The sequence below is a fragment of the Methylobacterium sp. E-041 genome (assembly GCF_022829665.1).
GTDB lineage: Bacteria > Pseudomonadota > Alphaproteobacteria > Rhizobiales > Beijerinckiaceae > Methylobacterium.
The window spans coordinates 42,892-60,640 of sequence record NZ_JAKSYQ010000027.1; the positions used below are offsets into that span (position 1 = coordinate 42,892).

Genomic DNA, 17,749 nt, shown 5'->3' on the forward strand with positions numbered 1-17,749 from the left:
GGAGACCCTCCATGTCCGACGCACGCCCGAATGCCGCCCCGGCCGCCTCCCTCGACGAGGCGATCCTCTCCCTGCGCGCCCGCCGGGAGACGAGCGACCTCCGCTTGGAGGCCGAGTTCTCAGGCCTGTCTGTACTCCACCTGGCGCGGCGGGCGCAGGCCCTCGGCCGCCTCGGGCCCTGCGACGTCGACCGCCTCGTCCAGGGCGTCGTCCGCCTCGTCGACGCCCTGCCGGGCACGCGCGGAGACAGGGCGTGAAATCCGCGCGCGGCCCCCCTCTGCCCACCCCGCATCCTGACAGGAGACCCCCATGCTCATCGACGAATTCCGCGTCATAGCCGACGACGCCGTGTGCCGGCATCCCGGGCACGTCGACGTTGTACCCACCGGCGTCAGCCCGTCCCCGCACGGTCCCCTCGTGACGTGGACGGGCGGCAGCGTGCTCCCCCGGCAGGACAACGGCAGGACAGTGGCGCCGCCCCCCGCGCAGGACGTCCTCCGCGTCCTGGCGCGCACCCTCGCCCTGCGCTGGCAGACCGGCCGCGCCGTCGTCCCGGACGACTGGGACGCCACCCTGCGGGCGCGCCACCCGAGGACGTTCGAGGACGGCGGGCCGTACTCGGGTGGCGGGTGGCGGTGGCTATGGGAAGCGGGCGCGAGCCTGATCTCCGAGGCCGGCGCGACGGGATTCCGCACGACGCAGACCAAGGAAAAGTTTGCGCAAGCGCGATGGTATTACTCCATCGAAGGCAAGACTAGGAAGGCGATGCGCAATGAAGTCAACACTATAGTTGACTGCGTAGAGCACCTGTCGGCCTTCATCTGCGAGACGTGCGGAGCGCCTGGTCGGATCCGGCACGGAGGCTGGTCGAAGGCCTGCTGCGACGCCCATGCCGCCGGGAAGAAGTGACGTCTACCGCAACCTGACGCGCCGGCTCTGGTCCGTGCGCGTCGGCGGCCGGGTCGTCGGCCACGTGCCGGCGATCGTGCTTGCCGACGTCGTCCTCCGGGCGTCGGAGGCGGGCAGGCTGCGGTGCCTCCGGACGGGGGCCCGGGACGTCCACGCGTGGGCGACCGGCACGGTGGCCGAGGGGGACCGGCCGCCCTCGGCGCAGCGGCTTCGGTACGGGCTCTGGTGTCCCGGATTTAGGACGAACGGCCTCCTGGTCACCCGGGCGGCGCAGGTGTGGTTCGAGGCCGACGGGTCGGCGTGGTGCGTGGGAGGGTGGGATGCTGAGAGCCTGGATTTTCAGTGACGTGCACGACGACGCCGACTGCTGGGAGGGCCCGGCCGTCCCGCCGTGCGACGTGGCGATCATCGCCGGCGACGTCGCCGACGGCCTGACGCGGAGGTCCATCCCCTGGCTCGCGGCGTGCGTCGTGCCCTTCGTGCGGCGCGTCATCTACGTCCCCGGGAACCACGACTTCTACGCGTCGAGGTGGCAGAGCGAACTCGAACGCGGGCGCGAGGCCGCGGCCGCCGCCGGCATTCACATCCTCGCCGTCGGGGAGACCCTCGACATCGAGGGCGTGCGGTTCGTCGGGGCCACGCTCTGGACGGACTATGAGCTCCTCGGCGAACCGTTCCGCGTGTTGGCGCAGTCAACGTGCGGGGACCGCGTCGGCGGAATGCGGGATCATCGGCAGATCCGGACGCGGCTCCCGTCGGGCGAGACGAACGCTTTCCGGCCACCGATGGCCGCGGCCGCGCACGTTGCCCAGCTCGGCCGGATCGAGCGCGCCCTAGCCGAGCCGCACGCGGGCCCGACCGTCGTCGTCACGCACCATGCGCCGCATCCCGCGTCGCTGGGCAGGCAGGGTCCGTTGCAGGCGATCGATGCCGCGTACGCCTCGGACTGCAGCCGCGTCCTCGAAGGGGAGCACGCCCCGGATCTCTGGATCCACGGGCACATCCACCGGTCCGCCGACTACCGGATCGGTGGGACCCGCATCCTCGCGAACCCGCGCGGCCGCCGGGGCGAGAACCCCGCCTTCGACCCGTCCCTAGTCCTGGAGATCTGACATGCGTGCGCTCGCCATCCTCGCCCTGCTCGCTGGCCCGGCCGGGGCGGACCCCTACCAGCCCGCCCCGGGCCTCTACTGCCCCGAGGGGGCCGACGTCCCCGCCATCGTCGTCGGGCCCGCCCCCGGCGAGGTCGGCATCGATCTGATGGAGTGCCACGGGGCGAGGATCTCAGGCGGCCGGGTGACGGCCTCCCGGTGCTACGGCAACGGGGGCCGGCCGGTCCCCTACGAGGCGGAGCTCAGCCTCCTGCCCAGCGGCGTGCTGCTGCACGACGGCGTCCGGTACCGGCGGCGGCCGTCCGGGGGGCCGTGCCCGTAGGCCACCGAGCGCCTGGATCGGGGGGTGCTGCAGCGCGCTCCACGAGCGAGGCCGGATTTCGCTCGCGGTGTAACGCCGATCGCGCGGACTGAAACGCGCGAAAATATGCTGAGAGCGTGCCGAAACCGTGCGCAGGCGTGCCCGGGCCGGGTTGCCAATGATACCGAACCGGCCTTCGCTCCCATTTCGCTGCACCAGATTTCAGTCACGAAAAAGGGGCCCGGTCACCCGGGCCCCTCGTCACCACTCAGAGTCTGAGGGGTGTCAGTCGAACAGGTCGGGCTCCCGTGCGGCCCGCCAGTCGACGGAGACGCAGAGCTCGCGTCCGTAGTGGAGGATGCCCTTCGACGTCATCTTTGGCGTCGCACGGGGCTTGCCGCCGTACTCCTCGATCCGGACGCGGAACGGGGCACGGTCGATGAGGTCCTGCCGGGGGAGGTTCGACCTGTTCAGATCCAACAGGTCGCCGCGCTCCTTCAGCCAAGCGATGAACTTGTTCGGCTTTTGCCCGAGGGCCTTGCCACCGGCCTGGAGGCTGTAGAGATCCTCGCTCTCGGTGAACCGCTCGACGCACTCCACCGCCGGCAGGGCCCGCTGTACCTGCCGCTGCGAGGCGGTGAGCTGGCGAGAGGTGTCGATGAGCTCCTGGTCTGTGATGACGAGGCGCTCGACGAGGGCGTCCTCCCGATCCATCCGGGCCAGGAGCATCCTCCTCAGCACCCTGTTCTCGTCGAGGTCCTCGGGGATCGCGACCGGCGTCGGGGCGGGTGCCACGGCGTAGGAACCGGTCCGCCGGATCTCGGGGAGGACCTCGTTCATCGCCCACCGACGGAACCGCCATGCCGTCGCGCCCTTCACGAGGGCACGCTGGCTGCGCATCAGCAGGGTGTAGAGACCGCCCTCGGTGATGACCAGGACCTCGCCCTGGGGATGCCCTAAGAAGATCTTAGCCCTCTCGTCCTCGTCGAGCGCCTTGAGCGAGACGGACGGGTTCGAGAGGCGGGCGGCCTTGCAGACGTCGGCGCCGACGAACCAGGGCTGCCCGTCGATCTCCACGACGCGGATGTCGTGGTTGTCGAAGCGGAAGATCGAGATCGCCGGCGCGGCCGGGATGCGGACGATGGCGTTCACGCGCGCCTCCCGTCGGTGGCGAGGGGTACGGCCACGAAGGCGATGTTCGGGGGCAGTAGGCCGGCGATGTCCCGTGCGGTCTCGGGCGCACCGATGACGATGCCCCGCTCGTACTGTCTGTTCTCGGCCAGGCATTCGACCATGTCGTGCAGGTCGCTCACGACGGCGGCCCGGCAGACGTAGACGCAGGGCACGTCCTTCCCGTCGATCAGGACGTGCCAGAAGGCCCGGGCGAACGGGCGGACTTTGCTGACCTCGGCGCCCGGCAGAAATGCGCCCGGGTCCCGGCGGAAGATCGCCTCGCGCGCCTTGTCGTTCTTCCCGCCCGGCGCGTCGTCGCCGGTCACCAGGAGGAGGCGGTCACGCGCAGCGGCTTTGGCGGCCTCGATCCGGAGCTCGATCGTACCGAGGACGCTCCTGCGCAGCATCGGGAACGCCGGCTCGGCAGTGCGCTCCAGGAGGAACGACCGCGCCGCGTGGGGATCCTCGACGCTCATGGCCGCCGCGATCTCAAGGACCGAGGCCTCCTCGAAGCGCTCGGCGTACTGCGAAATTCCCTGGGCGAGGGACGCGGCGAGGCTACCGTTCGGGGCGGTCGTGGTGGTAAGGTGGGTGCACGGTTCGGTCACGGGGATGCTCCTGTGGCTGACCAGGCCTCGGCGGCGTTCGCGCGCTTCCGGGGCCATTTTTTTCGCCAGTGGATCCGGCGATGTCGGCACGAATCGGAGGATATCACCTTCTTCTGAGAACGCGAGTCGATGTGCCGTCATTGCACGTTTCGGGCGCTTTGGTGATAATGGCCTTCCATCGAATCCGGCTCGGAGTGCCTCGTCGTGTATCCCTCCCCAATGCAGCTGCGCGCCGCGCGGACCCTCGTCGGCCTGACGCAGGACGAAATTTCCCGACGCGTCGGCCTGTCCCAGAGGACCATGGTCGCCGTCGAGATGAGGAAGTCGTCCCTGAGCGCGCTCCACTCCGTGATGGGGTTTTACGCCGGCTTGGGCATCAGCTTCTCAGGCACGCCCGACTACACGGTGCAGACCGTCACCTACACGCAGGCGACGCCTCCGGACGTGCCCCCGATCCCGGACACGTAAGGGAATGTCTGGCGGGCGGTGACCTGCGCGCGGCGCGGTTCGCTGCCGCGATGAGTTTGCCTCGGTAGCGCCCGCCCCACCGTGCCAGGACGCTCTCCACGCCCTCGCTCGCCAGCGTGGCCCGCACGGCGGCCGCGGTTGGGGTGGGCCTCAGCCGACTCTCCCAATCCTCCTCGTGGACTAAGCGGACCGCGCGAATCGGTCAGGTGTAGTCAACGGGCACGGATGCGTCCCCAAGGGCGGCGCAAGCCGATCGGCATGCCCGGTAGGTCGGGACAGGGTCGGCGAGGATGCCGACTCGCAGCAGGCCTGCGAAGGTGAGTAGGAACGCCTGGTCACTGGGCATCACGCCTCGGCTCCGATCCTACCGGCGTCGATGTGCTTCACGGCCGACAGGGCCCGCTCCAGGGCCGCCGCGAGGTCATCGGGTAGACCCCGATCGGGTTAGGAGTTCGAGCCACCAGCTCACCAAGCTGTTCGCGGATTCGATATGTCCTCACGGCATCAGGCGACGGCCGCATGCGAGCACAAATAAATTTTCGACCGCATTAGAGCCCCGTGGAGCCGTCCACGGGGCTCGTTGGCTGAATCCTCCGGTGCCTCGAAGTTAGGCCGTGGGCGAGGCTGAAATCGATGCTTTACCCCCGTGAGATCATGCACCCCGTCGGGGCGGTAGAACTACTGGTCTCGCGAAGTATATCAGTGGATCTCCAAAGCACAGACCCATAGACTAAGGCTAATTTCGAGCGGATCATCGGTCCCGACACGGCGGTGTGGTGCCTGACGTGTCGATGGATACGACATGCTCAACACGGCACAGGCGCGCGACCGCGCCCTCGATTTCCACTGGCGCATCCCGGAGAACATCCTCTCGGCCGCCGGCATCCCCGACATCCCCGATCGCAGGCAGGACGTCGCCAGGCGCAGCGTCCTCGCGGCCGCGTGCATCGCGGCCGACATGGCGCCCGGCGAGGATCGCTGGGTCAGCTACTCGCGCCGCAAGGCGTTCTACGCCGGTCAATCGCGGTACATGGGCCTGCCCTACACCTACGACCGCGTGCTCGCCGCCGTGGCTGAACTCGTCGAGCTCGGGCTGATCGAGGAGGTCCGGGCCCGCCCTGGCGACCACCTCTCCACCGGGATGCAGAGCCGCCTGCGTGCGACCCCCGACCTCGTCCACGCCTTCCGCGACGCGCCCTTCGAGTACGAGACGCGCCGCTGCCGCCTCATCCTCAAGGACGAGGCCGGCGACGTCATCGGCTACGACCCGACACGTCAGACGCGACGCCTGGAGGCCGAGCTCGACCGCATCAATGCCTACCTCGGCAACGTCTCGGTCACGATGCCGACGGGCGACGGGTGGGAGCACGCCACGCGCGTTGTCCGGGCCCGCAACGACCGCAAGGAGAAGGGGACGTGGGCCAGCGTCGTCCCGACCCCGAGCCCCGAGGTTTACCGCGTGTTCGGCCGTGGCCGTTGGGACCGCCACGGCCGGCTCTACGGATGGTGGCAGAACCTCCCCAAGGGACGCCGCCGGGAGCTCCTCATCAACGGCGAGGCGGCCTTCGAGCCGGACTTCGCCACCCTCCATCCGCGGATCCTCTACGCAGCCCGTGGTCACGTCTTGCGCCACGATCCCTACGTCACGGGAACATTCCCCCGTGACGAGGGCAAGCTCGCCCTCAACGTCGCCTTGAACGCGAAGACCATGAACGCGGCAGCGGCGGCCATTATGGACAAGGACGACTGGGAGCACGGCTGGGACTACACCCGCGGCCTGCTCAAGGCCGTCGTGGCGCGGAACACCCCCATCGCCGCAGACATCGCTGCAGACCGTGGGATCCGCTGCATGGCCGTAGACAGCGCCATGGCGGTGGATGTCCTCAAGGCCTGCGAGAAGGCGTCCATCCCCTGCCTGCCCGTCCACGATAGCTTCATCGTACCGGCCTCCAAGGGCCCGTGGATGGAGGCCAAGATGGACGAAATCCTGACGGGCGTTCTCGGCGCTGTAACCCGTTCTCCCTCAACGATAATCGGGTGATTGGTTCCACATATGGGCCCCTGGGCCCCCGTTGTCCCCTTGGGCCCGGGCCTCCTGGTTCCCCGCGGGTCGTCATCCCGCCGTCGTCCCCCTGCTACCTTCCCCGTCGCTGCCGCCCGCCCCGTTCCCTGGTGTAGCTCACTACCGTGACGTTCTGCGCCGCCCTCCCTGGATGTGGCTGGCCGTCGACGCTCAGGGGGGGTCGTAGGAATGGCTCTACCCCCTACTGGACCGCCGTTGTTCCAAGTCTAGAACCGCCGCTTACCCCTTGCTAGACCGTCGTTATTCGCCCTCTTTTTGCTTGTCCGATGCTGTTCGGTGGGGTATATTCTAGGCTGTCGACGTATCCGTCGTCCTCGCGATGCACCACATCCTGAGCGCACCCTCCGGCCCCCGGGGTCGGGGGGTGTTATGTTTCAGGGCCCCACGTGACGTTCACCCCCTTAACGCCCCCGGTCCACGCTATCTCACATGGTTAGTCTCTCCCTCGACGTCATCTGCGACGCGGTCGGCGCCTGGCTGTGGCTCAGGTAGGCCCAACAGGCCGATGGCTACTGGCTCGATCCGAACGCTCCGGCTCCGCCCGACGCGGCCGCTGTCCTGGCCTACGCATACGAGGCGCACCTAGCGGCCGAGGCGGGCGGCACGACGTGGGACGGCTGGGCGGTCGCCGTCAACGAGCGGGCCCTGACGCGCACGCTAAGCGAGGTCACCGCGACGCTGCTCGACGCCCGGAAGGACAGCGACCCGTGGACGTTCGCCGACGGGGTAGATCGGCCCCTCACGAACGACCGCTTGAAGGTGCTGAGCCTGCAGATCCGGAGGCACATTGGCGTCTGTCTGGCGGTCTACAACCAGGTCGCCGCCGGCATCGGCGCCGGCGCCATCACCACCGCGGAGGTCGACGGCGCCTTCGCCGACGTCGACGCGATCGTCTTGAAGGCGGCGTCGTGACCATCCCACTCCTGGCCATCCTCGCTCGCCGCCTGACCGCGTCGACCCTCTCCGAAGTGGCGGTGCTGGAGACAGCGACGCACGGGACCGTCCGGACCTGGGCGGGGTTCGTTCGGCGCAAGGCCAAGGAGGACGTGATGCCTAGCGAAATTTCTGCTCCTGACTGCGGAGCCGATCGCCTCCATCGCCGAGGCCGACGCGCCGGGCACGGACGTCCGCGACCTCGTCTACGTCTCGGGGACGCTCCACTCCGTCCGGTCCCCCTCGCTGACCGAGGCGGCATGCGGAAGCTCCAGCTGAGCCTAGTGAAGCTGACCGCCGTCGACGTTGGCGAAGGATCCGTCCACGTCGCGATCGTCGGCGCCCCGACGAGACGGCCCCCGTGGTCGCCATCGTGGCGGCCGACGTGCCCCAGCGCTCAGACTCTTGTGCTTACGGTCGTGGAGCCCTTGAAATAGGGATCGCTATCCTACCGGGCGAGGCGATGGCGTAGAAGAGGTCGGCGTGGACGTGCAGATCAGGAGGGTCGCTTCACGAACCCGATGTCGACGGCGACGGCCTTGAGCCTTTCGGGCTCGCGCTCCTTGCGTTCCGAATACCGGTCGACGAGGTAGTCGGATCGCTCGCGCGTGAGGAGCGTGAACTTCATCAGCTCCTCGCAGACATCGACCACCCGGTCGTAGAGCGGACCCGGCTTCATCCGGCCGGCGTCGTCGAACTCCTTGTACGCCATCGGGACCGAGGACTGGTTCGGGATGGTGATCATCCGCATCCAGCGACCGAGCACGCGGAGGCTGTTGACCGCGTTGAACGACTGCGAGCCGCCGGAGACCTGCATCACGGCGAGCGTCCGCCCCTGCGTCGGGCGCACCGAACCCTCCGAGAGCGGCAGCCAGTCGATCTGGCTCTTGATGACCCCGGTCATGGCGCCGTGTCGCTCGGGGCTGACCCAGACGTGGCCCTCCGACCAGATCGAGAGGTTTCGGAGTTCCTGGACCTTCGGGTGATCGGCCGTGGCGTCGTCGGGCAGCGGCAGGCCGTGCGCGTCGTAGATCCGCACCTCGCCGCCCATCGCCTCCAACAGGCGCGCGGCCTCGTAGGCGAGGAGGCGGCTGAACGAGCGCTCACGGAGCGATCCGTACAGGATCAGGAAGCGCGGGGCGTGGGTGAACGGTGTCTTCACGTGCAGGGCGTCGGTCGTCGGGACCACGAAATGCCCCTCGCTCAGGTTCGGCATTCCATCGGCGAAGGGCTGCAGGGGCTTGTCCAAGACGTTTCGTTCCTCTACGTTTCAACGATGGTTGAGATATTGACATCATGATGGACGAACGGCAAGCCGTGGCGGCCTTCGCGGCCCTCGGCCAGGAGCATCGCCTGCGCATCGTGCGCCAGCTCGTCACCGCCGGGCCGGAGGGCATGGCGGCCGGCATGCTGGCCGAGGCGGTCGGCGTGTCCGGCACCAACCTGTCGTTCCACCTCAAGGAGCTCAGCCATTCGGGGCTGGTCACCTCCCGGCGGGAGGGGCGCTCGATCATCTACAGCGCCGCCTACCCGGACCTGTCCGAGCTCATCCAGTTCCTGATGCGCGACTGCTGCCAGGGACGCCCCGAGGTCTGCGCCCCGGCTGTCGCTGCCCTCGCCGCCTGTTGCACGGAGACCGCCTGATGGACGTCGTGATCTACCACAACCCGGATTGCGGCACGTCCCGCAATACCCTAGCCCTCATCCGCAACGCCGGCATCGAGCCGCACGTGGTCGAGTACCTGAAGACGCCCCCAAACCGGACCCTGGTGCGCCAGCTTGCCGAGCGGGCGGGCGTGAAGGTCCGTGATCTGCTCCGTGAGAAGGGTACGCCCTTCGGCGAGCTCGGCCTCTCGGACCCGAGCCTGACGGACGATCAGCTTCTGGATGCCATCGGCGAGCATCCGATCCTGCTGAACCGCCCCTTGGTCGTCACCCCACTGGGTGTTGCCCTGTGCCGCCCCTCCGAGGCGGTCCTCGACCTCCTTCCCGCCCAACAGGGCGAGTTCGTCAAGGAGGATGGCGAGCGCGTCGTCGACGAGCACGGGCGCCGCGTCGCTACCGCCTGACCCGCCCTGAAAGACCAAGAACAAGAAACGGTCCCGATGCTCGCCCTCGCCATCTTCGTGGTCACCCTCGTCTTCGTCATCTGGCAGCCGAAGGGGTTCGGGATCGGATGGAGCGCCCTGATCGGGGCCGCGGTCGCGCTCGCCACCGGGGTCATCCACCCCGGGGACATCCCGGTGGTCTGGCACATCGTCTGGGACGCCACCTTCACCTTCGTCGCCCTGATCATCATCTCGCTCCTGCTCGACGAGGCCGGCTTCTTCCACTGGGCGGCGCTGCACATCGCCCGCTGGGGTGGGGGTCGGGGACGGCTGCTGTTCCCGCTGGTAATCCTGCTGGGGGCCGCGATCGCGGCGGTGTTCGCCAACGACGGCGCGGCACTGCTGCTCACCCCCATCGTGCTCGCCATCCTGCTCCGGCTGAACTTCAAGCCGGCGGCGGCGCTGGCCTTCATCGTCGCCTGCGGGTTCGTCGCGGACTCGACCAGCCTGCCGTTGGTCATCTCGAACCTCGTCAACATCGTCTCGGCGAACTTCTTCGACATCTCCTTCAGCCGATACGCGGCCGTGATGGTGCCGGTGAACCTCGTCTCGCTGGCCGCGACCCTGGTGGTGCTGTGGCTGTTCTACCGGCGCGACCTTCCGGCCACGTACCCCGTGGCCGAGCTCGAAGCGCCCCGCCACGCGATCAAGGACCCGCTGGTCTTCCGGGCGGCCTTCCCGCTCCTCGGGCTGCTGCTGATCGCCTACTTCGTGACGGCACCGTTCGGCGTGCCGGTCTCGGTGGTCACTTGCGCCGGCGCACTGGTCTTGCTGGCGCTGGCCAACCGCAGCCGCGTCATTCCCATCCGCAAGGTCCTGACGGGGGCCCCCTGGCAGATCGTGCTCTTCAGCCTCGGCATGTACCTCGTGGTCTACGGCCTGAAGAACGCCGGCCTGACCGACTATCTGGCGCAGGGGCTCGTCTGGCTCTCGGGCCATGGTCCGTTCGTCGCCACCATCGGCACCGGGTTCGCCGCCGCCATCCTGTCCTCGGTCATGAACAACATGCCGAGCGTGCTCGTGGGTGCGCTCTCCATCCAGCAGGCTCCGGATCTCTCGCCGCTGATGCGCGAGCTCATGGTCTACGCCAACGTCATCGGCTGCGACCTCGGCCCGAAGTTCACGCCCATCGGGAGTCTGGCGACCCTGCTCTGGCTGCACGTCCTCGACACCAAGGGCCAGCACATCACCTGGGGTCAGTACATGCGGGTGGGTCTGGTCATCACCCAGCCCGTGCTGCTCGTCACCCTGGCGGCGCTGGCCCTCTGGCTACCCGTGCTCGGCGCCCGGTAGCGATCCGATGGCCCCGGCGCGCCGATGGCCCGTGATCTCGGCCCTGGGCGTGGTCCAGATCCTGACGTGGGGCTCCTCGTTCTATTTGCTGTCGGTTCTGGCCGCGCCGATGTCGAAGGATACGGGATGGCCTCTGGGATGGGTCATCGGCGGCCTGTCCCTCGGTCTCCTCGTCGCGGGCTTGGCCTCGCCGCGGGTCGGCACCTACATCGGCGAGCATGGCGGCCGGCCGGTACTGGCCTTCGCGGCCGTCGCCCTCGCCGTCGGCCTTGCCATCCTCGGCCTCGCTCCGAACCTGCTGACTTACCTCGCGGGGTGGCTCCTGATCGGCCTGGGCATGGGCACCGGACTGTACGATCCCGCCTTCGCCACGCTCGGACGCCTCTACGGCGCCGAGGCAAGGCCTGCCATCACCACGCTGACCCTCTGGGGCGGCTTCGCCAGCACGGTGTGCTGGCCGCTCTCGGCCTTCCTGATCGAACAGGTTGGCTGGCGTGGGACCTGCCTCGCCTATGCCGGGCTGCACCTTTCGGTCACGCTGCCGCTCGTCCTGCTCGCGATCCCCCGGCCCCCCGCACATCCGATCACGCGACCCGCAGGCCCGAGCCCAGTCATTCGTCTCGATGGTCGGGAGCGTCGCGCCTTCCTCCTCATGGCCGGGGTGCTGACCCTTGGCGGGACCGTGATGGCCCTGGTCTCGGTTCACCTCATCACCTTGCTTCAGGCCCGTGGCGTGGCTCTTACCTCGGCCGTGGCCTACGGCGCCCTGATCGGACCGGCCCAGGTGGGGGCACGCATCGTCGAGATGGCCGGCAAGGGCCGGCACCACCCGCTCTGGACCCTCACGGCGGCGATGGTTCTCGTGGCGACCGGGATCGCGATGCTGGCAGCGGGCTTGCCCGTGGTCGGACTGGCGCTCGTCCTCTACGGGGCCGGCAACGGGATCTACTCGATTGCCCGCGGCACGGTGCCTCTCGCGCTGTTCGGTCCCGAGCGCTACGCCCCGCTCGTCGGCCGGCTCGCCCGTCCGGGGCTGGTGGCGCAGGCGCTCGCGCCCTCCCTCGGGGCCGTCGTGCTGACGCAGGCGGGCGCCGACGCGACCTATGTCCTCCTTTCCGTACTCGCCCTCGCAAACGTCGCGCTCGCCGTATCCCTTTGGCGCGTCCGGTAGTCCCGTCCCTTCCTCGCCGGTCTACGATGTGGCATCGTCCGACGGTGACCTTCTGGCTCGCCCTTCGCAGGCTGCTTCCGCTCCTGGCGGTTCTCAGCCTCGCCCTTGCGCCGGTGACCGCATCCGCGGCCGCCGCGGGCATGCGCGCGCCGATGGCCGTTCAGGGTCACGTCATGGCGATGCCCGACGAGGCCATGGACGACATGGCCGGGATGGCCATGGACGAGATGCCGTGTTGCCCCAAGGAGCGGCCGGACTTGCCCGATTGCTCGAAGGGCTGCCCGCTGATGGCGCTCTGCCTGGCGAAGGTCGCCACCGGCCTGCCGGTCGCCGTCGGACTTCCGGGCCGCGTTGCCGTCATCGAGGGGCCCGCCCGGGCCGTCACCGCCTCCTTCGACAGCCTGTCGCAAGGGCCGCCCACCGAGCCTCCCCGAGCCTGAACCCGATGCCGCCGGCGCCTGCGCCGGCCGATCCCGCGCGCCTGAAGGCCCGGGTCACATCGTTTTCAGGAGATCATCCACCGTGTCCAAGACATCGTTTTCACGCGCCCTGACGGCTGCGCTGCTCGGTCTCGCCCTGACCACCGCGGCCCGGGCCGACACCAAGGACTACGAGTTCCAACTGGTGAAGGACGAGGCCAAGCAGGGCGAGGCCATCCTCGACGTCCGCCTCGTCGACAAGCGCACGTCCAAGCCCGTGCCGAACGCCGTCATCTTCGCCAAGCGCATCGACATGGCGCCCGACAGCATGGAGGAAATGACCTCCAGGATCGAGCAGCTACCGTCGCCGGAGCCGGGCCTCTACCGGTTCAAGGCGAAGCTGACGATGGCCGGCGGCTGGCGCCTCTCGCTCGGAGCCAAGGTTCAGGGCGAGACCGGCACCGTCGAGAACAAGCTGGTGTTCAAGGCCACCAAGTGAGCCGGATGGCATGGCTGGCCGGGACCCTCGCCGCGCTCGCGGCGGGGGCCCTGGGGTATGGCGCGGGGCATGAGGGCAGCCCCGTACCGGCGCTCGTCCAGCAGGCGCGGACCGGGTTCACCCACTGGCTGCCGAGCACGCCCCGGCCGGCATCCCCGATACAGGCATCGGTCGCGGCGAAGGCGACGGGACCGGTCGTCTTCTACCAGGACCCGGACGGGAAGCCGGACTACGCCTCCGAGCCGAGGCGCACGGCGGACGGTCGCGACTATCGCGCCGTCCGCGCCAGCGAGGAGGTGCGCTTCGACGAACCCGACGAGGCGGAGGCGATGCCCGACGCCGGGCACGGCGACATGGCCATGGGTCAGGCCACCACGCCTGCGGGGGCCCGCAAGGTGCGCTTCTACCGCAACCCGATGGGCCTGCCGGACACCTCGCCGACCCCGAAGAAGGACTCGATGGGGATGGACTACCTCCCCGTCTACGAGGGGGAGGACACCGAGGACGGCACCGTGAAAATCTCGCCCGGCAAGCTACAGCGCACCGGGGTCCGGACGGCGGTCGTCGACCGACGCGTCCTGTCGATGCCGGTGCGCGCGCCCGGCGCCATCGAGGAGGACGAGCGCCGGATCTCGGTCATCGCGATGCGCACCGACGCATTCATCGAGAAGGTCGAGGCCGTCACCACCGGCGACCACGTGCACAAGGGCCAGCCGCTCCTGCGCCTGTTCTCGCCGGAGATGAACGCGGCGGCTGCGCAGTACCTCACCGGCATCGGCTACGAGGGCGCCCGCCGGCGCCTGGAGAACCTCGGCATCCCGCCCGAGGTCATCGACGAGATCGAGCGATCCCGAAAAGTGCCCTCGACCATCACCTGGTCGGCGCCCCGCGACGGCGTCGTGGTCGAGCGCAACGTCTCCGACGGCATGCGCGCCAAGTCCGGCGACACGCTGTTCAAGCTCGTCGACCATTCCAAGGTCTGGGTCCTCGCCGACGTGACCGAACGCGACTTGGCGGCCGTGGCAGAAGGCCAGATGGCGACCGTGCGCGCCAGGACGTTCCCGGACCGCGTCTTCACCGGCGCGGTGACCCGGATCTACCCGCACCTCGCCATGGGGACCCGGACAGCCCGTCTGCGCATCGAAATGCCCAACCCGAACGGCGACCTGCGCCCGGGGATGTTTGCCGACGTGACGATCGCCACCGGCAGCGACAGGCCGGTGGTCGCGGTGCCCGACGACGCGGTCATCGACACCGGCACGAAACAGGTCGTCCTGCTGGACAAGGGCGAGGGTCGCTTCGAACCGCGACCGGTCAGGCTCGGCGTCCGCGGCGACGGCTACGTCGAGGTCCGCGACGGCATCGCCGCGGGCGACCGCGTGGTGACCTCGGCCAACTTCCTGATCGACGCCGAGAGCAACCTGAAGGCGGCGCTGCAGGGGCTTTCGGAGCCCAAACCCGACCCGGGCCCGCAGGCCGCCGCCGAGGGGAAGGCGCCATGATCTCCCGCCTCATCGCCTGGTCGGCAAAGAATCTGGTGTTAGTCCTGATCGGGACCGTGTTCGCGGTGGGAGCCGGGCTCTACGCCCTGAGGACCCTGCCGCTCGACGCGATCCCGGACCTCTCGGACGTCCAGACCATCGTCTACACCGAGTACCCCGGGCAGGCGCCCCAGGTCATCGAGGATCAGGTCACCTACCCGCTGACCACGGCCATGCTGACGGTGCCGCGGTCGAAGGTGGTGAGGGGGTTCTCGTTCTTCGGGGTCTCGTTCGTCTACGTCATCTTCGAGGACGGCACCGACCCGTACTGGGCCCGCAGCCGGGTGCTCGAATACCTCAACACGGTGGCCAAGCGCCTACCGGCAGGGGTGACCCCGACGCTGGGACCGGACGCGACAGGGGTGGGCTGGGTCTATCAGTACGTCGTGGTCGCCAAGGAGCGGTCGCTGGCCGAACTCCGCTCGCTCCAGGACTGGGTCGTCCGCTTCGGGGCGTCCCGCGCCGAGGGCGTGGCCGAGGTCGCCGGCGTCGGCGGCTTCGTGAAGCAGTACAACGTCGTCGTCGATCCGAACCGACTGCGGGCGCAGGGCATCACCATGTCCAAGCTCCGGGAGGCCATCAGGTCGAGCAACGCCGACGTCGGCGGCCGCACCGTCGAGTTGTCCGAGTTCGAGTTCGTCGTCCGTGGCCGCGGGTACCTCAAGAGCGTCGCCGACATCGGGAGCATCGTCCTGAGGACGGAGGCGGGCACACCCCTGCGGGTGAAGGACGTCGCCCGGGTCGAGCTCGGTCCCGACGAGCGCCGCGGCATCACCGAGATGAACGGGGACGGCGAGGTCGCCGGCGGCATCATCCTCCAGCGCTTCAGGGCGAACGCCCTCGACGTCATCGCGAGCGCCAAGGCGCGCCTCGCCGAAGTCGCCGCCAGCCTGCCGAAGGGCACCGAGATCCTGCCCGTCTACGACCGCTCGCACCTGATCGAGGCGGCCATCGAGACCCTCAAGGGCACCCTGATCGAGGAGAGCGCCATCGTCGCTCTCGTCTGCGTCGTCTTCCTGCTCCACGTGCGCAGCGCGCTGGTGGCCATCCTGATGCTGCCGGTCGGCATCCTGATGGCGTTCGCGGGCATGAAGGCGCTGGGCTTGGGCGCCAACATCATGAGCCTGGGCGGCATCGCCATCGCGGTCGGCGCCATGATCGACGCCGCCATCGTCATGATCGAGAACGCCCACAAGCACCTGGAGCGGGCGGACCCCGGCAAGCCCCGGGTCCAGGTCCTGATAGAGGCCGCCTCCGAGGTCGGTCCCTCGCTGTTCTTCTCGCTCCTCATCATCACGGTCAGCTTCCTGCCCATCTTCACCCTGGAGAGCCAGGAAGGGCGTCTGTTCGGGCCGCTGGCCTTTACTAAGACGTTCGCGATGGCGGCGGCGGCGGTGCTGTCGGTGACGCTGGTTCCGGCCCTGATGGTCCTGTTCGTGCGCGGCCGCATCGTGCCCGAACACCGCAACCCGGTGAACCGGCTCCTGATCTGGCTCTACCGTCCCATCATCGCCGGCGTCCTGCGGGCGCGGGTGCTGACCATCCTGATCGCGCTGGGCGTTCTAGGCGCCTCGGTCTGGCCGGCCCTGCAGCTCGGGTCCGAGTTCATGCCCGACCTCGACGAGGGCACCCTGATGTACATGCCGACCACCCTGCCGGGCATCTCGGTGACCAAGGCCGGAGAGCTTTTAGGGAGACAGGACACCATCCTGAAGAGCTTCCCGGAAGTCCTGTCTGTGTACGGCAAGGCGGGCCGGGCCAACACGGCCACGGACCCGGCGCCCTCCGAGATGTTCGAGACCATCGTCAACCTGAAGCCGAAGGCGGAGTGGCGCCCGGGCGTGACGTTGGCGAGCCTCAAGGCCGAGATGGATGCCGCGCTCCAGTTCCCGGGCGTCTCGAACGCCTGGACCCAGCCAATCCGCGCCCGCATCGACATGCTCGCCACCGGCATCCGAACCCCCGTCGGCATCAAGGTGCTCGGAACCGACCTCGCCGAGATGGAGAAGGTCGCCCGCCGGGTCGAGGCGGTGGTGAAGGCGGTGCCGGGCACGTCGAGCGCCTATGCCGAGCGCGTCCAGGGCGGGTACTTCCTCGACATCACGCCGGACCGTGAGGTTCTGGGCCGCTACGGCCTAACGGTCGGCGAGGTTCAGGACGTGATCGCCATGGCGCTCGGCGGTGAGAGCGTGACCAACACCGTCGAGGGCCGCGAGCGCTACACCGTGAACGTTCGCTACCCGCGCGCCTTCCGGTCGAGCCCACAATCCATCGCGACCGAGGTGCAGGTACCCATCGCGGGCGGAGGCACGGTCCCCTTGGGTGAGGTCGCCAAGGTCGCGCTGACCCGGGGCCCGACCCAGATCCGGACCGAGAACGGGCAACTCGCGGTCTTCATCTACGTCGATGTCACCGGACGCGACCTTGGCGGCTACGTGGCCGAGGCGCGAGCGGCGGTGGCCGGCGAGGTGAGCCTGCCGCCGGGGACCACCCTCCAGTGGAGCGGGCAGGTCGAGTACCTCGACCGCGCGACGGCCCGGCTCAAGATCGTGGTGCCCCTGACCCTCCTGACCGTGTTCCTGCTGCTCTACCTGAACTTCCGGCGCCTGACCGAGACCCTCATCGTGATGCTGTCGCTGCCCTTCGCCCTGGTCGGCGGCGTCTGGCTGATGTGGTGGCTCGGCTTCAACCTGTCGGTCGCCGTGGCCGTGGGCTTCATCGCGCTCGCCGGGGTCGCCGCCGAGACCGGGGTGATCATGCTGGTCTACCTCGACCATGCGCTGGCCGAGGTCCGGACGGAGTGCGAGCGGGAGGGCCGGCCCCTATCGCGAAATGACCTGAGGCGGGCGATCATGGTCGGCGCGGTCGAGCGGGTGCGGCCCAAGATGATGACCGTGGTCGCCATCATGGCCGGGCTGTTACCCATCCTGTGGAGCACCGGCTCGGGCTCCGAGGTCATGCAGCGCATCGCGGTGCCGATGATCGGCGGCATGGTGTCGTCGACCGTCCTGACCCTCGTCGTGATCCCGGCAGTGTACGGGCTGGTGAAGGGATGGGGACTGCCGAGATCCGACATGCGGCCGGAATCCGTCGAGGGGCACACGATGCCCTTGGCCGCGGAATGACAACGA

The 17,749-nt window shown here is 69.0% G+C and carries 18 protein-coding genes; 15 read left to right on the plus strand and 3 right to left on the minus strand.

All coding sequences use genetic code 11. From position 1 onward, the window contains the following. Positions 1 to 11 precede the first annotated feature (11 nt). The 4 genes from MKK70_RS01310 to MKK70_RS01325 all read left to right on the plus strand — a co-directional run bounded on the left by MKK70_RS01310 (position 12) and on the right by MKK70_RS01325 (position 2,343). On the plus strand, positions 12 to 257 hold the full coding sequence (locus tag MKK70_RS01310) for a hypothetical protein (protein ID WP_147840858.1): 246 nt from the start codon (positions 12 to 14) through the stop codon (positions 255 to 257). Between the two features lie 52 nt (positions 258 to 309). Then, positions 310 to 909 (plus strand): hypothetical protein, encoded by a 600-nt coding sequence (locus MKK70_RS01315; protein ID WP_147840857.1) that lies wholly within the window; start codon positions 310 to 312, stop codon positions 907 to 909. A gap of 320 nt (positions 910 to 1,229) precedes the next feature. Beyond that, entirely contained in the window at positions 1,230 to 2,021 is a 792-nt protein-coding gene (locus MKK70_RS01320; RefSeq protein WP_147840855.1) for a metallophosphoesterase, read from the plus strand. A 1-nt stretch (position 2,022) separates the two neighbouring features. Continuing rightward, the gene (locus MKK70_RS01325) at positions 2,023 to 2,343 is read left to right on the plus strand and encodes a hypothetical protein (protein ID WP_147840854.1); all 321 of its coding nucleotides are present in this window, start codon (positions 2,023 to 2,025) and stop codon (positions 2,341 to 2,343) included. 264 nt (positions 2,344 to 2,607) lie between these two features. On the opposite strand, the gene MKK70_RS01330 is transcribed toward MKK70_RS01325, so the two are convergent. Together MKK70_RS01330 and MKK70_RS30780 are read right to left on the minus strand one after the other, a co-directional pair. After that, positions 2,608 to 3,474: a BRO family protein gene (locus MKK70_RS01330; protein WP_187275331.1), complete on the minus strand. Its 867-nt coding sequence runs from the start codon at positions 3,472 to 3,474 to the stop codon at positions 2,608 to 2,610. Then, positions 3,471 to 4,103: a hypothetical protein gene (locus tag MKK70_RS30780; protein WP_162240219.1), complete on the minus strand. Its 633-nt coding sequence runs from the start codon at positions 4,101 to 4,103 to the stop codon at positions 3,471 to 3,473. Before MKK70_RS30780 ends, MKK70_RS01330 begins: the two co-directional genes overlap by 4 nt. 204 nt (positions 4,104 to 4,307) lie before the next feature. Here MKK70_RS30780 and MKK70_RS01340 point away from each other — a divergent pair, with 204 nt between their 5' ends. The 3 genes from MKK70_RS01340 (at position 4,308) to MKK70_RS01350 (ending at position 7,566) form a co-directional block, all read left to right on the plus strand. Then, positions 4,308 to 4,571: a helix-turn-helix transcriptional regulator gene (locus MKK70_RS01340; protein ID WP_147840852.1), complete on the plus strand. Its 264-nt coding sequence runs from the start codon at positions 4,308 to 4,310 to the stop codon at positions 4,569 to 4,571. Between the two features lie 802 nt (positions 4,572 to 5,373). Next, positions 5,374 to 6,612, plus strand: a complete 1,239-nt coding sequence (locus MKK70_RS01345; RefSeq protein ID WP_147840851.1) for a hypothetical protein — start codon at positions 5,374 to 5,376, stop codon at positions 6,610 to 6,612. A gap of 795 nt (positions 6,613 to 7,407) precedes the next feature. Next, on the plus strand, positions 7,408 to 7,566 hold the full coding sequence (locus MKK70_RS01350) for a hypothetical protein (protein ID WP_156629667.1): 159 nt from the start codon (positions 7,408 to 7,410) through the stop codon (positions 7,564 to 7,566). Between the two features lie 517 nt (positions 7,567 to 8,083). Here MKK70_RS01350 and arsH read toward each other — a convergent pair. Then, complete coding sequence (gene arsH / locus MKK70_RS01355) at positions 8,084 to 8,836, minus strand: arsenical resistance protein ArsH (RefSeq protein ID WP_147840850.1); 753 nt, start codon at positions 8,834 to 8,836, stop codon at positions 8,084 to 8,086. Positions 8,837 to 8,883: 47 nt separating this feature from the next. Here arsH and MKK70_RS01360 point away from each other — a divergent pair, with 47 nt between their 5' ends. The 8 genes from MKK70_RS01360 (at position 8,884) to MKK70_RS01395 (ending at position 17,743) form a co-directional block, all read left to right on the plus strand. Continuing rightward, positions 8,884 to 9,231 (plus strand): ArsR/SmtB family transcription factor, encoded by a 348-nt coding sequence (locus MKK70_RS01360; protein ID WP_056251363.1) that lies wholly within the window; start codon positions 8,884 to 8,886, stop codon positions 9,229 to 9,231. Then, a complete protein-coding gene (gene arsC, locus MKK70_RS01365; protein ID WP_055959023.1) occupies positions 9,231 to 9,656 on the plus strand; it encodes an arsenate reductase (glutaredoxin) in 426 nt (141 codons plus the stop codon). The genes MKK70_RS01360 and arsC overlap by 1 nt, the downstream gene beginning before the upstream one ends. A gap of 36 nt (positions 9,657 to 9,692) precedes the next feature. Continuing rightward, complete coding sequence (locus MKK70_RS01370) at positions 9,693 to 10,988, plus strand: arsenic transporter (protein WP_147840849.1); 1,296 nt, start codon at positions 9,693 to 9,695, stop codon at positions 10,986 to 10,988. 7 nt (positions 10,989 to 10,995) lie between these two features. After that, positions 10,996 to 12,159: an MFS transporter gene (locus MKK70_RS01375; RefSeq protein ID WP_147840848.1), complete on the plus strand. Its 1,164-nt coding sequence runs from the start codon at positions 10,996 to 10,998 to the stop codon at positions 12,157 to 12,159. Between the two features lie 44 nt (positions 12,160 to 12,203). Continuing rightward, positions 12,204 to 12,599: a hypothetical protein gene (locus MKK70_RS01380; RefSeq protein WP_147840870.1), complete on the plus strand. Its 396-nt coding sequence runs from the start codon at positions 12,204 to 12,206 to the stop codon at positions 12,597 to 12,599. A gap of 82 nt (positions 12,600 to 12,681) precedes the next feature. Further along, complete coding sequence (locus MKK70_RS01385; protein ID WP_056251379.1) at positions 12,682 to 13,077, plus strand: FixH family protein; 396 nt, start codon at positions 12,682 to 12,684, stop codon at positions 13,075 to 13,077. Then, positions 13,074 to 14,579, plus strand: a complete 1,506-nt coding sequence (locus MKK70_RS01390; RefSeq protein ID WP_147840847.1) for an efflux RND transporter periplasmic adaptor subunit — start codon at positions 13,074 to 13,076, stop codon at positions 14,577 to 14,579. The genes MKK70_RS01385 and MKK70_RS01390 overlap by 4 nt, the downstream gene beginning before the upstream one ends. Continuing rightward, positions 14,576 to 17,743 (plus strand): efflux RND transporter permease subunit, encoded by a 3,168-nt coding sequence (locus MKK70_RS01395; protein WP_147840846.1) that lies wholly within the window; start codon positions 14,576 to 14,578, stop codon positions 17,741 to 17,743. The genes MKK70_RS01390 and MKK70_RS01395 overlap by 4 nt, the downstream gene beginning before the upstream one ends. The last annotated feature ends 6 nt before the right edge of the window (positions 17,744 to 17,749 follow it).

Bases quoted from the DNA above. Each gene is read 5' to 3' on its own strand.
- MKK70_RS01320 (WP_147840855.1), top strand. From the start codon at position 1,230: ATGCTGAGAGCCTGGATTTTCAGTGACGTGCACGACGACGCCGACTGC.
- MKK70_RS01375 (WP_147840848.1), top strand. From the start codon at position 10,996: ATGGCCCCGGCGCGCCGATGGCCCGTGATCTCGGCCCTGGGCGTGGTC.
- MKK70_RS01395 (WP_147840846.1), top strand. From the start codon at position 14,576: ATGATCTCCCGCCTCATCGCCTGGTCGGCAAAGAATCTGGTGTTAGTC.
- arsC (WP_055959023.1), top strand. From the start codon at position 9,231: ATGGACGTCGTGATCTACCACAACCCGGATTGCGGCACGTCCCGCAAT.
- MKK70_RS01360 (WP_056251363.1), top strand. From the start codon at position 8,884: ATGATGGACGAACGGCAAGCCGTGGCGGCCTTCGCGGCCCTCGGCCAG.
- MKK70_RS01325 (WP_147840854.1), top strand. From the start codon at position 2,023: ATGCGTGCGCTCGCCATCCTCGCCCTGCTCGCTGGCCCGGCCGGGGCG.
- MKK70_RS01345 (WP_147840851.1), top strand. From the start codon at position 5,374: ATGCTCAACACGGCACAGGCGCGCGACCGCGCCCTCGATTTCCACTGG.
- MKK70_RS01370 (WP_147840849.1), top strand. From the start codon at position 9,693: ATGCTCGCCCTCGCCATCTTCGTGGTCACCCTCGTCTTCGTCATCTGG.
- MKK70_RS01310 (WP_147840858.1), top strand. From the start codon at position 12: ATGTCCGACGCACGCCCGAATGCCGCCCCGGCCGCCTCCCTCGACGAG.
- MKK70_RS01315 (WP_147840857.1), top strand. From the start codon at position 310: ATGCTCATCGACGAATTCCGCGTCATAGCCGACGACGCCGTGTGCCGG.